Origin of the sequence: Mycolicibacterium duvalii (assembly GCF_010726645.1) — a bacterium.
Classification (GTDB): domain Bacteria; phylum Actinomycetota; class Actinomycetes; order Mycobacteriales; family Mycobacteriaceae; genus Mycobacterium; species Mycobacterium duvalii.
This window is the reverse complement of sequence record NZ_AP022563.1, coordinates 3,887,417-3,903,332: the sequence shown is the minus strand read 5'-3', so window position 1 is coordinate 3,903,332 and position 15,916 is coordinate 3,887,417. Positions and strand designations below refer to the sequence as shown.

General features: G+C 70.1%; 21 protein-coding genes. All 21 read left to right on the top strand.

The features are described from left to right. The first annotated feature begins 6 nt into the window (after nucleotides 1-6). The gene (hemB, locus tag G6N31_RS18390) at nucleotides 7-987 is read left to right on the top strand and encodes a porphobilinogen synthase (protein ID WP_098000821.1); all 981 of its coding nucleotides are present in this window, start codon (nucleotides 7-9) and stop codon (nucleotides 985-987) included. Next, nucleotides 984-1,424 (top strand): hypothetical protein, encoded by a 441-nt coding sequence (locus G6N31_RS18385; RefSeq protein WP_098000819.1) that lies wholly within the window; start codon nucleotides 984-986, stop codon nucleotides 1,422-1,424. Before hemB ends, G6N31_RS18385 begins: the two co-directional genes overlap by 4 nt. A gap of 20 nt (nucleotides 1,425-1,444) precedes the next feature. Continuing rightward, the gene (locus G6N31_RS18380) at nucleotides 1,445-1,891 is read left to right on the top strand and encodes a hypothetical protein (protein ID WP_098000817.1); all 447 of its coding nucleotides are present in this window, start codon (nucleotides 1,445-1,447) and stop codon (nucleotides 1,889-1,891) included. Continuing rightward, nucleotides 1,888-2,379, top strand: a complete 492-nt coding sequence (mce1N, locus tag G6N31_RS18375; protein ID WP_098000815.1) for a transport-regulating membrane protein Mce1N — start codon at nucleotides 1,888-1,890, stop codon at nucleotides 2,377-2,379. Before G6N31_RS18380 ends, mce1N begins: the two co-directional genes overlap by 4 nt. Continuing rightward, nucleotides 2,376-2,618, top strand: coding sequence for a hypothetical protein (locus tag G6N31_RS18370; RefSeq protein ID WP_098000813.1), 243 nt, complete (start codon nucleotides 2,376-2,378; stop codon nucleotides 2,616-2,618). Before mce1N ends, G6N31_RS18370 begins: the two co-directional genes overlap by 4 nt. A gap of 123 nt (nucleotides 2,619-2,741) precedes the next feature. Then, nucleotides 2,742-3,599, top strand: coding sequence for an SDR family NAD(P)-dependent oxidoreductase (locus G6N31_RS18365; RefSeq protein WP_098000811.1), 858 nt, complete (start codon nucleotides 2,742-2,744; stop codon nucleotides 3,597-3,599). A 2-nt stretch (nucleotides 3,600-3,601) separates the two neighbouring features. Then, complete coding sequence (locus tag G6N31_RS18360) at nucleotides 3,602-4,054, top strand: hypothetical protein (RefSeq protein WP_098000809.1); 453 nt, start codon at nucleotides 3,602-3,604, stop codon at nucleotides 4,052-4,054. 52 nt (nucleotides 4,055-4,106) lie between these two features. Continuing rightward, nucleotides 4,107-4,979 (top strand): oxygenase MpaB family protein, encoded by an 873-nt coding sequence (locus G6N31_RS18355; protein WP_098000807.1) that lies wholly within the window; start codon nucleotides 4,107-4,109, stop codon nucleotides 4,977-4,979. Beyond that, nucleotides 4,966-5,559: a TetR/AcrR family transcriptional regulator gene (locus G6N31_RS18350; RefSeq protein WP_098000805.1), complete on the top strand. Its 594-nt coding sequence runs from the start codon at nucleotides 4,966-4,968 to the stop codon at nucleotides 5,557-5,559. The genes G6N31_RS18355 and G6N31_RS18350 overlap by 14 nt, the downstream gene beginning before the upstream one ends. Nucleotides 5,560-5,596: 37 nt before the next feature. Continuing rightward, complete coding sequence (locus tag G6N31_RS18345) at nucleotides 5,597-5,935, top strand: hypothetical protein (protein WP_098001093.1); 339 nt, start codon at nucleotides 5,597-5,599, stop codon at nucleotides 5,933-5,935. A gap of 34 nt (nucleotides 5,936-5,969) precedes the next feature. Beyond that, nucleotides 5,970-6,455, top strand: coding sequence for a pyridoxamine 5'-phosphate oxidase family protein (locus G6N31_RS18340; RefSeq protein WP_234815141.1), 486 nt, complete (start codon nucleotides 5,970-5,972; stop codon nucleotides 6,453-6,455). Then, the gene (locus G6N31_RS18335; RefSeq protein ID WP_098000803.1) at nucleotides 6,440-7,816 is read left to right on the top strand and encodes a cytochrome P450; all 1,377 of its coding nucleotides are present in this window, start codon (nucleotides 6,440-6,442) and stop codon (nucleotides 7,814-7,816) included. Before G6N31_RS18340 ends, G6N31_RS18335 begins: the two co-directional genes overlap by 16 nt. A 121-nt stretch (nucleotides 7,817-7,937) precedes the next feature. Further along, nucleotides 7,938-8,321 carry a nitroreductase/quinone reductase family protein gene (locus tag G6N31_RS18330; protein WP_098001089.1) on the top strand — a complete coding sequence of 128 codons (384 nt, stop codon included), beginning with the start codon at nucleotides 7,938-7,940 and terminating at the stop codon, nucleotides 8,319-8,321. 55 nt (nucleotides 8,322-8,376) lie between these two features. Further along, nucleotides 8,377-8,904, top strand: coding sequence for a hypothetical protein (locus G6N31_RS18325; RefSeq protein ID WP_098000801.1), 528 nt, complete (start codon nucleotides 8,377-8,379; stop codon nucleotides 8,902-8,904). A gap of 106 nt (nucleotides 8,905-9,010) precedes the next feature. Further along, on the top strand, nucleotides 9,011-10,588 hold the full coding sequence (locus G6N31_RS18320) for a PepSY-associated TM helix domain-containing protein (RefSeq protein ID WP_098000799.1): 1,578 nt from the start codon (nucleotides 9,011-9,013) through the stop codon (nucleotides 10,586-10,588). Nucleotides 10,589-10,599: 11 nt separating this feature from the next. Next, entirely contained in the window at nucleotides 10,600-11,121 is a 522-nt protein-coding gene (locus tag G6N31_RS18315) for a copper chaperone PCu(A)C (RefSeq protein ID WP_098001087.1), read from the top strand. Continuing rightward, nucleotides 11,114-12,322 (top strand): Dyp-type peroxidase, encoded by a 1,209-nt coding sequence (locus G6N31_RS18310; RefSeq protein WP_098001085.1) that lies wholly within the window; start codon nucleotides 11,114-11,116, stop codon nucleotides 12,320-12,322. The genes G6N31_RS18315 and G6N31_RS18310 overlap by 8 nt, the downstream gene beginning before the upstream one ends. Before the next feature lie 290 nt (nucleotides 12,323-12,612). Then, entirely contained in the window at nucleotides 12,613-13,917 is a 1,305-nt protein-coding gene (gene hemL / locus G6N31_RS18305; RefSeq protein ID WP_098000797.1) for a glutamate-1-semialdehyde 2,1-aminomutase, read from the top strand. Then, nucleotides 13,914-14,543, top strand: a complete 630-nt coding sequence (locus tag G6N31_RS18300) for a histidine phosphatase family protein (protein WP_098000795.1) — start codon at nucleotides 13,914-13,916, stop codon at nucleotides 14,541-14,543. Before hemL ends, G6N31_RS18300 begins: the two co-directional genes overlap by 4 nt. Further along, nucleotides 14,540-15,142, top strand: coding sequence for a TlpA disulfide reductase family protein (locus G6N31_RS18295; protein WP_420090000.1), 603 nt, complete (start codon nucleotides 14,540-14,542; stop codon nucleotides 15,140-15,142). The genes G6N31_RS18300 and G6N31_RS18295 overlap by 4 nt, the downstream gene beginning before the upstream one ends. Continuing rightward, nucleotides 15,139-15,915, top strand: coding sequence for a cytochrome c biogenesis CcdA family protein (locus G6N31_RS18290; RefSeq protein WP_234815139.1), 777 nt, complete (start codon nucleotides 15,139-15,141; stop codon nucleotides 15,913-15,915). The genes G6N31_RS18295 and G6N31_RS18290 overlap by 4 nt, the downstream gene beginning before the upstream one ends. Nucleotide 15,916 lies beyond the last annotated feature (1 nt).

Sequence of the window (15,916 nt, the reverse complement as noted above, 5' to 3'; positions counted from 1 at the left end):
TTGTCGATGAGCTTTCCGAGCCACCGCCCCCGGAGGCTGCGGACCACGGCGGCCATGCGCCGCCTGGTCAGCGAGACCACCGTGCAGCCGAGGCATCTCGTGTTGCCGATGTTCGTGGCCGACGGACTGGACGAACCGCGGCCGATCGAGTCCATGCCCGGGGTGGTGCAGCACACCCGCGACTCGCTGCGCCGCGCCGCCGACGAGGCGGTCCGCCTCGGGGTCGGTGGGCTGATGCTATTCGGAGTGCCGCGCGAGTCCGACAAGGACGGTGACGGGTCGGTCGGAGTGCGCCCCGACGGCATCCTCAACGTCGCGCTGCGCGACCTGGCCGCCGATCTCGGGGATACCACGGTGCTGATGGCCGACACGTGCCTCGACGAGTTCACCGATCACGGGCACTGCGGGATCGTGGACGCCTCAGGACGCGTCGACAATGACGCGACCAACCGCCGCTACATCGAACTAGCTGTGGCGCAGGCGGATTCAGGTGCCCACGTGGTGGGGCCGAGCGGGATGATGGACGGTCAGGTCGCCGCGATCCGGGAGGGTCTGGACGCGGCCGGGTTCACCGACACCGCGATCCTGGCCTACGCGGCGAAGTTCGCATCCGGCTTCTACGGCCCGTTCCGCGAGGCGGTGGCCTCGAGCCTGCAGGGCGATCGCCGTACCTACCAACAAGATCCGGGCAACACCCGCGAGGCGATCCGGGAGATCGAGCTCGATCTCGCCGAGGGTGCGGACTTCGTGATGGTCAAACCCGCGATGGCCTACCTCGACGTGGTGCGGGCGGCCGCCGAGATCTCCACGGTTCCGGTGGCGGCCTACCAGGTCTCCGGCGAGTACTCGATGATCTGCGCCGCCGCGGCCAAAGGCTGGATCGACCTGGACACCGTGGTGGCCGAATCGCTGACCTCGATCCGGCGCGCCGGTGCGGACATCGTGCTGACGTACTGGGCCGCCGACGTGGCCCGCCGGCTGTCGTGACCGAACCACAGCACACCCCCGGCGGGCCCGACGAAGCGCCGACGGGGCGGCCGCCGGATGTCGACACCGGGTTCTGGCTGTGGCTGGTGGCGCTGCCGTTGATGGTGGCCGGGTATCTGGTCGACCTGTTCACCGCCGGCCAGGGGGAAGGCGGGCTGTTCCTGGCGATCAACGGGGTCTTCGTCGCGGCGCTCGCGGCGGTCGTCGTGACCTTCCTGTACCTGCTGCGACAGGGCTACCGGTGGGCCCGCACCGCGCTGACCGCCGGGGCGATCGCGGCGGTGGTCTACTCGGTGAGCAACCTGTTCGGCGTAGACCGGCCGTCGGCCGCGGCAGCGCTGGGGTACGCCGCGCCGGTGATCGTCGGATCGGTGCTGATCGTGGGCGGGATGTATCTGCTGCACCGCAAGGAAGCCCATGAATTCTTCACCCGGTGATTGGTTACGCTGACCCGACCATGACCACGTCTGCACCGGGTGACCGCCCCCGTATCGTCGACGTGGCGTTCTGGTGCGTCATCGCCGGCGCTGTGGTGCTCATCGTCGGCGGGCTGATGGCCTCCACCGCCACCTACGAGGCTGCCCGTGCGGCGATCCCGGACAGCGTCTCCGACGACGACGTCCGCACCTACCTGACCGTCTACCGGACCACCGGCATCGGCGCGGTCCTCATCGGCGGTGCACTGGCGTTCCTGGCCGGACGGGCCCGCCGCGGGGACGACCGGTTCCGCCGTGCGCTGCTGGGGCTGACGCTGGCCTGCGTCCTGGTGGTCCTGCTGCTGGCCATCGGCGTCAAGGTCGCCCAGCCGTTGATCCTGATGGCGCTGCTGCCGCTGATGGTCGGCGGGGCTCTCTTGCTGCGGCCCGCCGCGAGCCACTGGTACGACCGGGAGGGACAGCGATGACCGAGACCACCGGCCAGACCGAGGTGCTGTTCTACGAGCAAGGCGCGAGCTGGCTGTGGGTGCTGGCCGGACCGGGCGCCGGTGCGGCGATGGCGCTGATCCAGTTGTCGGCCGGTTACGGCATCCAGTGGGTGGTGCCCGGGCTGTTCTTCGTGCTGGTGACCCTCTTCCTGAGCATCCAGGTCAAGGCGGCGCGGATTCACACCTCGGTCGAACTCACCCCCGAGAAACTGCGGCAGGGCACCGAGGTGACCCTGGTCGACGAGATCGTGCGCGTCTACCCGGAAGCCACCGGTTCGGAGACGCCGAAGTGGCAGTACGCCCGGGCCCTCGGTGAGCTCACCGGTGTGCCGCGGGGGCGCACCGGCATCGGGCTGCGGCTGACCAACGACCGGACCGCCCAGGCCTGGGCCCGCAAGCACGCGCAGCTCCGCGCGGCGCTGACCAACCTGCTCGAGGAGCGCATCCCGCCGGAGTCTGCCCCGTGAGACGACGCGCCATCGGCGAGCTGGTGGTGGCCGTCCTGGCCGCGGCCGGTGCCGTCGTCAGCTGGATCTCGGCCTCGTCGCCGGTCGTGGTCGCTCCGATCCTCGACGGGGAGCCCGCCACGACGTCACAGGTGTACTACACGCCGCTGCTGACGTTGTCGCTGTTGCTGGCCACCGCCGCCGGCGTGCTGGCAGTGCTCGGTGTCGCGCACCTGCGCCGGCGGCGCGGCACGCGCTGAGGTCGGGGACCATTGCCCCTACCCGAGCGGGGCTGGGTCGTCTTTCATCAAAGGCGTGTTCCGGTTCGACGATCCCCTTTGGTATCTGATGCCGGTGCCGGTCGATCACGCACGGGAGTCGGCATGACCAACTACTTCCGCGGCAAGGTCAGCGTCGTGACCGGTGCGGCGTCGGGGATCGGGCAGGCGATCGCCGAGGCACTGCTCGACCACGGTGCCATCGTGGTCCTGACCGACTTCGACGCCGACCGGCTCGCGGCCGTCGCCGAGGGGTTGGGCATGCACGACGGCCGGGTGCATGCGGCCGTGGTCGACGTCACCGACCAGCACCAGGTGCAGGTGACCGTCGAGCATGCGGCCGAGGAACACGGTTCCCTCGATTTCCTATTCAACAACGCCGGTGTGGGCGCCACGATGCCCATCGGTGCGGCGACGCTCGAACACTGGCGGCGCATCGTCGACCTGAACCTGTGGGGCGTCATCTACGGCGTGCACGCCGCGGTGCCGATCATGGCACGTCAGGGCAGCGGCCACATCGTCAACACCGCCTCGCTGGCCGGCCTGGTCCCATTTCCCTACCAATCGCTTTACTGCACAACAAAATACGGCGTCGTAGGACTGTCGGAGTCGTTGCGCTACGAACTGGCCGCCGATGGGATCCGGGTCTCGGTGGTGTGCCCGGGCAACGTGATCAGCCGGATCTTCGGCACGCCGGTCATCGGTCAGCCGTTCGAGGCCGAACCGCCCGAGGACTCGATCCCGGCCGAGGAGGCCGCGCGACTCATCCTGGCCGGGGTCGCCGCCGGGGACGGCATCATCGCGTTTCCGGAGAAGCCGCGCGATCTGTGGCGGTTGTACGCGTCGGACCCGGACAGGGCAGAGAGGTATCTGCAGGAGGTGGCCAGGCAGCGGCGGGCCGCGTTTGCGGCCGGCGACGCCGGGGCGGTCTTCCGTGCGACGCAGACCGCCGGCGGTAGTTGAGCATGGCCGCGCCCTCCACGACCGTCGGCGGTTACGCGCGCACGCAGGCCACCGTCGCCGGAGTGGTCAACATGGTGCTCAACCCCGCCATCGACTGGCTGACCAACCGAGGTAAACCCGCCCAGCCGGTCTGGGGTCTCGACGGTCTGGTGGTCAATTTCGTCATCACGTCCTTGATCCTGTCGACGCTGGTCGGTGCATTCGCCGCCTGGGGCGTGCGCCGCGAGGCGCGCGCGGGGCGCCTCGATCTCACCGGTGCGCCGCGACCGGGGTGGCTGACCGGACTCGGGCTCGGAACGATGGCCGCCGCCCTGACGGTCGCGGTGGCGTGGCTGCTGCACAGCGTCGGCGTCACCACGGCGTCACTGTGGTGGCTGCTGGCAATCAAGGCCGTGTTCGCCGGGACGCTCGGCTTCGTCGTCGCGCGCCGCGTCATCCAGGCGCACCTGCCGTGAGCCCGCTCACAACACGTTGGTACAGAGTGCAGAATTTGTAACACTGTTGCGCATGACGGAGTTGGCGGAGAACACCGAACACCTCGAAGACGCGCTGCCGCTGGGGCCGGAGTCACTGGTCTGGCGCTACTTCGGCGACAACCGGATGTACCTGATCGGCCCGCGCCCGGCCGTGCTGCAGAACATGCTCGCCGAGCTCGGGCAGGGCGTGTACGACCATTCGACGTTCTTCGCCGACACCGCCGAGCGCCTCAAGCGGACCATCCCGCCGATCTTCAACACCGTCTACGGCACCGACGAGCACAACGCCGGCACCCAGGTTCGGGACTTCCACGTCACGGTCAAGGGCGACATGCCCGGCCCCGACGGGCAACCGGCCGGCCGCTACCACGCGCTGGATCCCGACACCTACTTCTGGGCGCACGCGACCTTCGTCGAGCAGATCTACTACTTCGCCGACACGTTCGTGAAGCGGCTCACCGACGCCGAGCGGGAACAGATCTGGCAGGAGTCCAAGACGTGGTATCGCCGCTACGGCGTCAGCGACCGGCCGATGCCGGCCACCTACCACGAGTTCGAGCGGTATTGGGACCGGATGATGAACGAGGTCGTGGTCGCCCACCAGACCGCCCGCTACGGCGTCGGCTACGTCACCAAGGGCTTCCCGAAACCCAAGGCCGTGCACCCGCTGGTGTGGAAGCTCGTCGCCCCGGTGTTCAACCCGCTGGCGGCGTTCCTGACCACCGGCGGGCTGCCGCCGCGGGCACGCACTCTGCTGGAACTGCCCTGGACTGACCGGCAGGAGCGGCGCTATCAGCGCTTCGCGGCGTTCTGGCGGTCGCGGCCGGTGAACTGGCTGTGGGACCGGCTGCCGATGAAGGTGCGCTACAACGGATACGCCGTCCGAGCCTATGAGCGGGGCTGACCGGGCCGCGACCGAGATCCTCGACGCGGCCATTCTGGAGTTCGAGCGGCACGGCTTCCGCCGGGTCGCCCTCGACGACGTTGCGCGCCGTGCCGGAGTCAGCCGCACCACGATCTACCGCCGCTTCGCCAACAAAGACGAGCTCGTCGGCGCGGTGATCGAACGCGAGAACGTCCGCCTGTTCGCCGACATCGCCGCCGAGCTCAAGCAGGCCGAGCCGCAGTCCAACGTCTACGTCGAGGCCTTCACGCTCTCGATCCTGAAGTTTCGGCGCCACCGGGTGCTCAACCAGATGTTCACCGATGAACCTGGTTTGGTGCTCGAACTGGCGGGCCGCTACCACCGTGCCGCGATCGACCGGATGGCCGAGGCGCTGCGGATGATCTTCCCGGCGGGCTTCGCCGAGCGCATCGGCGCCGAGGCCGTCGACGAGCTGGCCGACTGCATCCTGCGCTACGCGGCGATGGTGCTGTTGCTGCCCAGCGCCCAGCCCCTGGAGACCGCCGAGGACATCCGCGCCTTCGCCCGCCAGCACTTTCTGCCCAGCCTCCCGGTGGCGCTGCGCACCGTTGTCGTCTGAAGTTTCGTAGATCACAGTTGTGGTCATCCCGAAGCGCATGGACGACAACACGCCCCAGAACCAGCAAACCAGCGACAAACAGCCGAACGTGCAGATGGACCACGTGACCGAGACGCCCGACCCGAACGACGAGTCGCGGCTCACCCCGAAACCTGAGATCACCGACGAGCATCGGGAGAAGGCCCGGGAGATGGCGAAGGCGAATGCCGACGACCTGCAGACCACGACGCTGCCGGGCAGTGGCGGCACCGTCTCGGGTACGTCGGTCACCGACTGGGTGGACGACGAGCACAAGGGAAAAATCGAGACCACCGCCGAGGAAGGCAACGTCGAGTACCGCAACACCGAGGAGTTCCGCAAGAAGCTCGAGGGGTGACGCACCCGGCGGTGCTTGCCTAGGCTGCTCACCTGTGACACCGCTGGCACAGATCGCCCCCGCCTTCGTGGCCATGGCCCATTCGATCGTGTGGGCGTCGGTGGCCACCGTGGACGCCGACGGCAAGCCCCGAACGCGCGTTCTGCACCCGATCTGGGAGTGGGACGGCACCGACCTGTTCGGTTGGGTCGCCACCGTGCCGACGCCGATCAAGCGCGCGCATCTGGCGGTGCACCCGGACGTGTCGGTGAACTACTGGACCCCCAGTCACGACACCTGTTCGGCGGAATGCCTCGTCGAGTGGTATCGCGACGACGAAACCCGCACCGCGGTCTGGGAGAAATTCGCGACCGGGCCGGAGCCGGTCGGCTACGACCCGGCGATCATCCCGATGTGGGCCGACGGTCCGACCTCCGACGCCTTCGCCGTGTTACGGCTCGCGCCCTACCGGCTGCGGGTCATGCCCGGCACCGTCATGATGCAGGGCCGCGGCGAGGTGCTGCGGTGGCACGCATCGTGACCGCCACCGAGGCGCCCCCGGTCGCATCGTTGCCGCTGGCGCCGCGCAACCCCCTTCCGCCGTGGCAGCTGGCCGGGCTGGTCCGCAGACTGGACACCGGGCAGGAGGTCATCCGCGACGCCGGCGGTCCCGTCACCCGCATCCAGTTCGGCCCGCGCACGCTGATCCCGCCGATCGTGGCGGTGATGTCGCCGGAGGGGATGCGGGACGTGCTGGGCCGCAGCGACGCCGCCTCCGAACGGTGCATCATCCACGAAGAAGTGCAGCATGCGGCCGGTGACAGCCTGTTCGTACTGCCCAACGAGCAGTGGCGGCCCCGCAAACGCGCGTTGCAGCCGGTCTTCACCAAGCACAGCGTGCGCGATTTCGGTGGTCACATGTCCAGGGCTGCACAAGCTTTCGTCGACCGGTGGCCGGCCGGCGGTGAGGTCGACCTGGACGCGGAATGCCGCCGGGTGGCGATGCAGTCGCTGGGCCGGTCGGTACTCGGTGTCGATCTCAACGAGCGTGCCGACACCATCGCCCGCTGTATGCACGTGGCGTCGTCCTACACCGCCGACCGCGCCCTGCGGCCGCTGCGGGCCCCGCGCTGGTTGCCGACGCCGGCGCGGCGCCGTACCCGCGCCGCGGTGGCGGCCATGCGCGCGATCACCGACGACATGGTGCGCGCCTGCCGAGCCGACCCGGCGCGGGACGCGCCGCTCGTGCAGGCCCTGATCGCCGCGACCGACCCGCAGACCGGGCGGCCGCTCTCCGACGCCGACATCTCCAACGACCTCTTGATCTTCATGCTGGCCGGCCACGACACCACCGCGACCGCGCTGACGTACTCGCTGTGGGTGCTCGGGCGCCACCCCGAGGTGCAGCGCCGCGTCGCCGCCGAAGCGGCCGGGATCGGGGACGGCGAACTGACGCCCGACGACGTGCCCCGGCTCGGTTACACCCAGCAGGTGCTGCACGAGGCGCTGCGGTTGTGCCCGCCCGCGGCCGGGGTGGCCCGGCTGGCCACCCGCGACATCGCCGTGGCCGGCTACCGGGTACAGGCCGGCAGCCTCATCGCGCTGGGACTGTATGCGCTGCACCATGATCCGCAGCTGTGGCCGGAGCCGATGGTGTTCGACCCGGACCGGTTCAGCCCGGAGAACGTCAAGAATCGCGACCGGTGGCAGTTCCTGCCGTTCCTCGGTGGTGGCCGCCCGTGCATCGGCGAGCACTTCGCGCGCCTGGAGACGACGCTCGCGCTGGCCACCATCGTGCGGGCCGCGGAGATCGAGTCGGTCGACGACGACTTCCGCTGCGAGGTGCCGTTCACCACCGTGGCCAAAGGCCCGATCCGGGCCAGGCTGCGCCCGCGCGGTTGATCCGGCCGCGCGGCCAACCGCCCAGAATGCGCTGGCGGCGATGAACAAGCCGGTTTGCCGCCCTCACCCCACTGCCGCCGAAGCGTTGCAGTCGGCCGTCGGCGCGGTGACACTTGTCGTCATGGCCTACCTCAAGCCGCCGTGGTTCGTGCGCGCGATCTTCAACCGGGTGGCCATGGCGACCGGGGTCGGCCACAGTCAGACGTTGACGGTGACCAGGCGCGTGAGCAAACAGCCACAGCGAATCCCCGTTGTCGTGCCCGAGGTGGGCGGGGTCAAGTACCTGGTGTCAACGCGCGGCGAGGCCGAGTGGGTGAAGAACGTCCGCGCCGACCCCCGTGTGCGCCTCGGCGACACCGAGTACGTCGCCACCGAGGTGCCCGTCGCCGAGCGCGCGCCGATCATCGCCGCTTACCGGCCGCTGGCCGGCAAAGTCGTCGAAGGCTACTGGAAACAGTTGCCGGCGGACGCGGATCACCCCACGTTCGCGCTCAGGCCGGAGTGAATCCGCCTCCCTGCTCTACTAGGCGTTGTAGTAGATGCGGGGGTAGGGTCCAGACGTGACCACACCCCGAACACGCGCGCGCGGGCTACGCGGCGCGCTGGTGGGTGGGTGCTCGGCCGTGATCACCAGCGGCGCGCACGCCGCGGCCGGCGGCACGCTTCCCGCGGGGTCGGCACTGTTGCTGGTAGGGCTCGTCTGCGCCGTGGTCGGTGCGATCCTCGCCGGCGCCGTCCTGGACGGCCGCGGTGCCCGGTTCACCGCCATCACCGGCGGCCTGCTCACCGCGCAGGCGCTCGGTCACCTCACCTTGGTGGTGGCCGCGGGTCATCACCACGGTGGACTCGGCGTGACCTGGTCGATGGCCGCCGCGCACCTGGCCGGTGCCGTGCTGCTGGGTGCCGCGATCAGCGTCGTCGAATACCTCTACCTGGTCTGCGTCTCGGTGCTGTGCTGGCTGCGGCTGTTCGCCACGGCCCGGCGGCAACCGGCCGCGCCGCGGCGCCCCGCCGAGCCCCGGCAGTCCTTCGCGCAGTCGGTGCTGTGGGCTTCCGGCCTCGGTATGCGCGCGCCGCCGCTCGCGTAGCGGTCCGAACCACTTCCCTCACACCGCGCGGTGACCCCGCGCGGCGCTCGCGCGTCGACCTGTCGAGTCCGCGCCCTTTTGCCTTCCGTCGAAAGAACACGCCACTGTGGCCACATCTGAATCAACTCCTGTCCCCGTCAACCGCCGCGGCAATGCCGCCGTCCTCCGCCGGATCTGGCGGATCCACTTCTGGGTCGCGCTGTTCACCGCGCCGGCCCTGGTGATCCTCGCCTGTTCGGGCCTGGTCATCCTCTACAGCCAACCGCTGGACAACTGGCTGAACCGCTCACTGTTCATCGTCGAGCCACGCGGCGACACCGTCGGGCTCGACGAACAGGTCGCCACAGCCCGAGAGCACGTCGCCGTCGACTACACCGTCGACGCGGTGACCCCGCCGCCAGAGCCGGGACGTTCGACCCGGGTGGACTTCCTGCCGCCCGACGCGGCGGCGTACCCGGCCGCCGAAGGCAACGTCACGCAGGTGTTCGTCGACCCGTACACCGGCGACTACCTCGGGCAGCGCAGCGAGCTGTCCGGGCTGGTGGGCTGGGCCAACCAGGTACACCGGATGTTCGGCAACGACGCCCCCCAGGCGCAACTGCCCTCGCTCGGACATCTCATCGACCCGTCGGCCTATCCGGACGCCACCATCCCGGTGGGGATCGGCAACCTCTGGATGGAGCTGACCGCGGTCTGGATCCTGGTCCTGCTGGCCAGCGGGATCTATCTGTGGTGGCCCCGCGCGATCGAAGCGGCCAAACCGCTGCTGACGGTGCGGTGGCGGCGCGGCGGTCGGGTCCGGTGGCGGGACGTGCACGCGTTGACCGGCGTCGTCATCGCCGTCGTCCTCGTCGGCTACGTGCTGTCGGGGATGACGTGGTCGAGGTACTGGGGCGAGAATTGGCGGGCCTTCTCATCCACCGTCGCGCCGTCGACGCAGATCGACGCGCCGTCGACCCCGGCGGCGATGGGCGACCACGACCGGTTGGGCCGGCGCATCGCGTGGACGGCCGCCGACGACCCCGTCTACGCCTCGGTGCCCGACGGCTCGGTCCCGCAACGACTCTCATTCGCCGATGTCGACCGGATCGCCAAGGGGGAGCACATGGTCCCCGGTTACGCCATCATTCCGCCGTCGGACTCGAGCGTCGACGGGGACACGGTGTACGGCAGCTACACCGTGGTCAACGCGTGGCCGCAGAAGGTTTCCGAGCAGCGCACCCTCTACCTCAACCAGTTCACCGGTCAGACGATCACCAACGCGACCGCAACACAAGACGGCGCCCTGTCGCGGCTGACCAGTTTCGGCATCGCGATGCACATGGGCCACCAGTACGGGGTCCTGACCCGCATCCTCGCGACGGTCGCCTGTCTGGCCGTGCTGCTCAGCGTGCTCACCGGTGTCTTGATGTGGTGGAAACGGCGTCCGGCGGGCGGGACCGGTCTGCCGGCCCCGACCGGCTCGGCCGACCGAGTCGAAACACCCCGCCGTGCAGTTCTTCTCGTCGTCACACTCGCGCTCGGCCTAAGCGTGCTCTTCCCCGTCTTCGGTGTCTCACTGCTCGTGGTGCTGGCGCTCGAGGCGCTGCTCGCCCGTAGACGCCGGATCCGCGAATCCGAATCCCCAGACATCGACGAGTCCGTGACGCTCGTCGATGCACAACTGTCAGGAGACAAGAAATGAAGGTGCGCAGCATGATTCGTAGTTCTGTTGCCGGACTGGCTTTTTCAGCCGTGCTGCTGACGTCGGCGTGCACGTCGCAGGATCAGCCGTCGGCACCGATGGCGGACAACGTGGCGGTGAGCAATCAGTGGGCCGGGGCGGCCGAGCGCGGCGCGATGACCGCGGTGTTCGGCAGTGTCGGCAACGACGGCCCGGGGGAGGCGCGTGTGGTCGGCGGCAGTTCCCCGCAGGCCGCGCGTGTCGAGGTCCACGAGGTGGTGCCCGACGCCGCGGGAACGATGACCATGCAGCCGAAGGACGGCGGTCTGACCGTGCCCGCAGGGCAGACGCGGGAGCTGATCCCCGGCGGGGACCACCTGATGCTGATGGACCTGACCCAGCCGCTGCTGCCGGGTGCCGACGTCGAGGTGATCCTGGAGTTCGCCGATGGATCGACGTTGCCATTCACCGCTCAGGTGCGTGACTTCGCCGGTGGGCACGAGGACTACCGTCCCGATGCCGGTGCCGAGGGGGCGCCGCACCACCATGGCTGAGCGGCCACGACGGGCGGCGGTGAACCGGCGGCACTTCGTCGCCGGGAGTGCCGCCGCCCTGACCGGCGTGAGCCTGGCCGGGTGCGCGACCGCGTCGCCGTCCCGCCGCGTCGAGGACGTCGGCGCCTCCGTGGAGCCGTTCTACGGACGGCATCAGGGCGGTGTCGCGACGGTGCCGCAGGCGCACGCCCAGTTCGTCGGGTTGGATCTGGTGCCTCCGCCGGGTCGCAACGCGCGCGACGCCCTCGGCGCGGTCCTGCGGCTGTGGACCTCCGACGCGGAGCGCCTGACGCAGGGCCGGCCGGCGCTGGCGGACACCGAGCCCGAGCTCGCCGCGCAGCCGGCCCGGCTGACCGTCACCGTCGGGTTGGGCGCATCCGCGTTCGACCGGGCCGGTCTGAACCACACGCGGCCCGCGACGCTGTCGGAGCTGCCGCCGTTCGGTACCGACGAACTCGACCCCCGGTGGTGCGGCGGCGACCTGCTGCTGCAACTGTGCGCCGACGACCCCGTCGCCCTCGCGCACGCCGGCCGGGTCATGCTCAAGAGCGTTCGCTCGATGACCCGGCAGCGGTGGCGGCAGCGGGGCTTCCGCAACGCCCACGGTGTCGGTCGCCCCGGCGGAAGCATGCGCAACCTGATGGGCCAGGTCGACGGCACCGCCAACCTGCGCGAGGACGCCGAGTTCGAGCGGTTGGTGTGGGATGACGGGGCGGATCAGCGGTGGTTCGCCGGCGGGACGGTCCTGGTGCTGCGCCGCATCCGGGCGGAGATGGACACCTGGGACGAGCTCAGCCGAGACGCCAAGGAGCTCGTCGTCGGGCGGCGGCTGGACACCGGCGCGCCGCTGACCGGACAGAAGGAGACCGACGCACCCGACTTCGGTGCCCAGGTGGGCGGCATCCCGGTCATCGCGCCCAACTCCCACATCGCGCTCGCGCATCCCCGCAGCGACGGGGAGCGGTTCCTGCGGCGGCCGTACAACTACGACGACCCGCCGGCGGCCGGTGCGACCACCGACAGCGGACTGCTCTTCGCCACCTATCAGAGGAACCCGGCCACGCAGTTCGTGCCGGTGCAGGAGCGCCTCGCCGCCGCCGACGGGCTCAATCCGTGGATCACCACGATCGGCTCGGCGAGCTTTGCCATCCTGCCCGGTGTGCAGCCGGGCCAGACGCTCGGGGAGGCGCTGCTGGCCTGATGGAGAGGAACTTCGGCCCTTCTCCGGCCGGGCCGCGGCGGTCAGGATGGACACTGACAAACCCGATGACGGAGGTGTCCGATGGCCCGAGGTGCCGGCGAGCGATACGAGTGCAAGGAATGCGGCGCGGTGCTCGTCTACGAGAAAGCGTGTCCCTGTCCGCCCGAGATGGAACACCGGGAGATCTGCTGCGAAAAGCAGATGACGCAGGTGCAGCCCGCATAACCCACGTGAGCGGTACCACTACACCCTGTAGTTGACGCCTTTGTCCCGGCTGGGACACTGGTCGCATGAGCAGAACCGAGGCGTCCGCGAAGCTGTTCGCCGACGCGTCCGCCCTCATCCCGGGCGGGGTGAACTCCCCGGTGCGCGCATTCTCCTCGGTCGGCGGCACCCCGCGGTTCATCACGTCGGCCAAGGGCTGCGAGCTGACCGACGCCGACGGTAACCGCTACGTCGACCTGGTGTGCTCCTGGGGGCCGATGATCCTGGGCCACGCGCACCCCGCCGTCGTCGAGGCGGTGCAGCGGGCCGCCGCCGACGGGTTGAGCTTCGGCGCGCCGACGCCGTCGGAGTCCGAGCTGGCCGCCGAGATCATCGACCGAGTTGCCCCCGTCGAGCGGTTGCGGCTGGTGAACTCAGGTACCGAGGCCACCATGAGCGCGATCCGGCTGGCCCGCGGGTACACCGGCCGGCCCAAGATCGTGAAGTTCTCGGGCTGCTACCACGGACACAGCGACGCGCTGCTGGCCGACGCCGGCTCCGGGGTCGCGACGCTGGGTCTGCCGTCCTCGCCGGGCGTCACGGGCGCGGCCGCGGCCGACACCATCGTGCTGCCCTACAACGACGAAGCCGCCGTCGCCGAGGTCTTCGACCGGGCCGGGGCGGACATCGCGTGCGTCATCACCGAGGCCAGCCCCGGCAACATGGGCGTGGTGCCGCCGCTGCCCGGCTTCAACGCCGCGTTACGCCGTATCACCGCCGCGCACGGGGCCCTGTTGATCGTCGACGAGGTGATGACCGGGTTCCGGGTCAGCCGGTCGGGCTGGTACGGCGTGGATCCGGTCGACGCCGACCTGTTCACCTTCGGCAAGGTGATGAGTGGCGGGCTGCCGGCCGCCGCGTTCGGCGGCTCGGCCGAGGTGATGGGCCGGCTCGCGCCGCTGGGCCCGGTGTACCAGGCGGGCACGCTGTCGGGGAACCCGGTGGCGATGGCCGCCGGGCTGGCCACGCTGCGCGCCGCCGACGACGACGCGTACGCCCTACTGGACGCCAACGCCGACCGGCTGGTCACGCTGATCGGTGCCGCTCTGACCGAAGCGGGTGTGGCATATCAGATTCCGCGGGCCGGCAACATGTTCAGCGTGTTCTTCGGTGATCAACCGGTCACCGATTACGCGGCCGCGCGGGCCACCGACACGTGGCGGTTCCCCGCGTTCTTCCACAGCCTGCTCGACGCCGGGGTGTATCCGCCGCCGAGTGCTTACGAAGCCTGGTTCGTCTCGACCGCGCTCGACGACGGTGCGTTCGACCGCATCGCCGCGGCGCTGCCCGGCGCCGCGCGTGCCGCCGCGGAGGTGCAGAAACCCGCATGACCGAAACTTCCGACACCGCAGTGGCCAAGACTGTGGTCCACGTGATGCGCCACGGCGAGGTGCACAACCCCGACCAGATCCTCTACGGCCGGCTGCCGGACTATCACCTGTCCGAACGGGGCCAGGCGCAGGCCGCCGCGGTCGCCGACTGGCTGGCCCACCGCGACATCGCCCACGTGGTGGCCTCCCCGCTGGAGCGGGCCCAGGAGACCGCGGCGCCCATCGCCCGTCGACACGGCCTGGACATCGCCACCGACGACGAGCTCATCGAATCGCTGAACGTGTTCCAGGGGCAACGGGTTTCGCCCGGCGACGGGGCGCTGCGCGATCCACGCAACTGGTGGCATCTGCGCAATCCCCGCAGCCCGTCGTGGGGGGAGCCCTACACCGATATCGCCGCGCGGATGCGGCGCGCGGTGGGCCGCGCGCGTCAGGCCGCCGCCGGCCACGAGGCGGTGTGTGTCAGCCACCAGCTTCCGGTCGAGACGCTGCGGCGGGCGATGACCGGTGCTCCGCTGCACCACTTCCCGACGCGGCGGCTGTGCAACCTGGCCTCGGTGACGTCGTTCTACTTCCACGGGGATGTCTACGTCGGCTGGGGGTACGCGGAGTTGGCCGGCCGGTGAGCCGGCTGGGGGTGCTACGGCGCGCGCTGGTCACGGTGTGCGTGGCCACTCTCGTGCTGACCGGATGTTCCACCGGCACCGACGCCGTCGCCCAGGGCGGCACCTTCGAGTTCGTCGCCCCCGGCGGCAAGACCGACATCTTCTACGACCCGCCGGCCGACCGCGGCACACCGGGTCCGCTGTCGGGACCCGACCTGATGGACACCGACCGGACCATCTCCCTCGACGACTTCGCCGGCCAGGTGGTGGTGATCAACATCTGGGGGCAGTGGTGCGGGCCGTGCCGCACCGAGATCACCGAACTGCAGCAGGTCTATCAGGCCACCCGCGACCAGGGTGTCGCGTTCCTCGGAATCGACGTGCGCGACAACAACATCGACGCCCCGCGTGACTTCATCGTCGACCGCGGCGTGACGTTCCCGTCGATCTACGACCCGCCGATGCGCACGCTCATCGCGTTCGGCGGGCGATATCCGACCACCGTCATCCCGTCGACGGTGGTGCTCGACCGCTCCCACCGGGTCGCGGCGGTCTTCCTGCGGGAGCTGCTGGCCGAAGACCTGCAGCCGGTCGTCGAACGGGTGGCCGCGGAGCAGTGAACCTCGATCAGCTCGACCAACTGACCGCCACCGGGCCGGTGCTGCTGGCGATGGCGGTCAGCGTGCTGGCCGGGCTGGTGTCGTTCGCGTCGCCGTGCGTGGTGCCGCTGGTGCCCGGCTATCTGTCCTACCTGGCCGCGGTGGTCGGGGTGCAGGAGCACCCCGGCGCCGTCGCGGTGCGCCGCAGCCGGTTGCGGGTGGCCGGTGCGGCGGCGTTGTTCGTCGCCGGGTTCACGGTGGTGTTCGTGATGGGCACCGTCGCGGTGCTGGGGATGACGACCACGCTGATCACCAACCAGTTGCTGCTGCAACGCATCGGCGGGGTGGTCACCATCTTCATGGGGCTGGTGTTCATCGGCCTGGTCCCGGTGCTGCAGCGCGACACCCGCTTCGTGCCGCGGCAGATCTCCACGCTGGCCGGCGCGCCGCTGCTGGGAGCGGTGTTCGCGCTGGGCTGGACGCCGTGTCTGGGGCCCACACTGACCGGCGTCATCGCGGTGGCGTCGGCCACCGAGGGCGCCAACGTGGCCCGCGGTGTGGTTCTGGTGCTGGCCTACTGTTTGGGGCTGGGTATCCCGTTCGTGCTGCTGGCGTTCGGCTCGTCGCGGGCGGTCACCGGGCTGGGCTGGTTGCGCCGCCACACCCGCACCATCCAGATCTTCGGCGGCATCCTGCTCATCGTGGTGGGCACCGCGCTGGTGACGGGGCTGTGGAACGAGTTCGTGTCCTGGATCCGCGACGCCTTCGTCAGCGACGTGAGGCTGCCGATCTGAT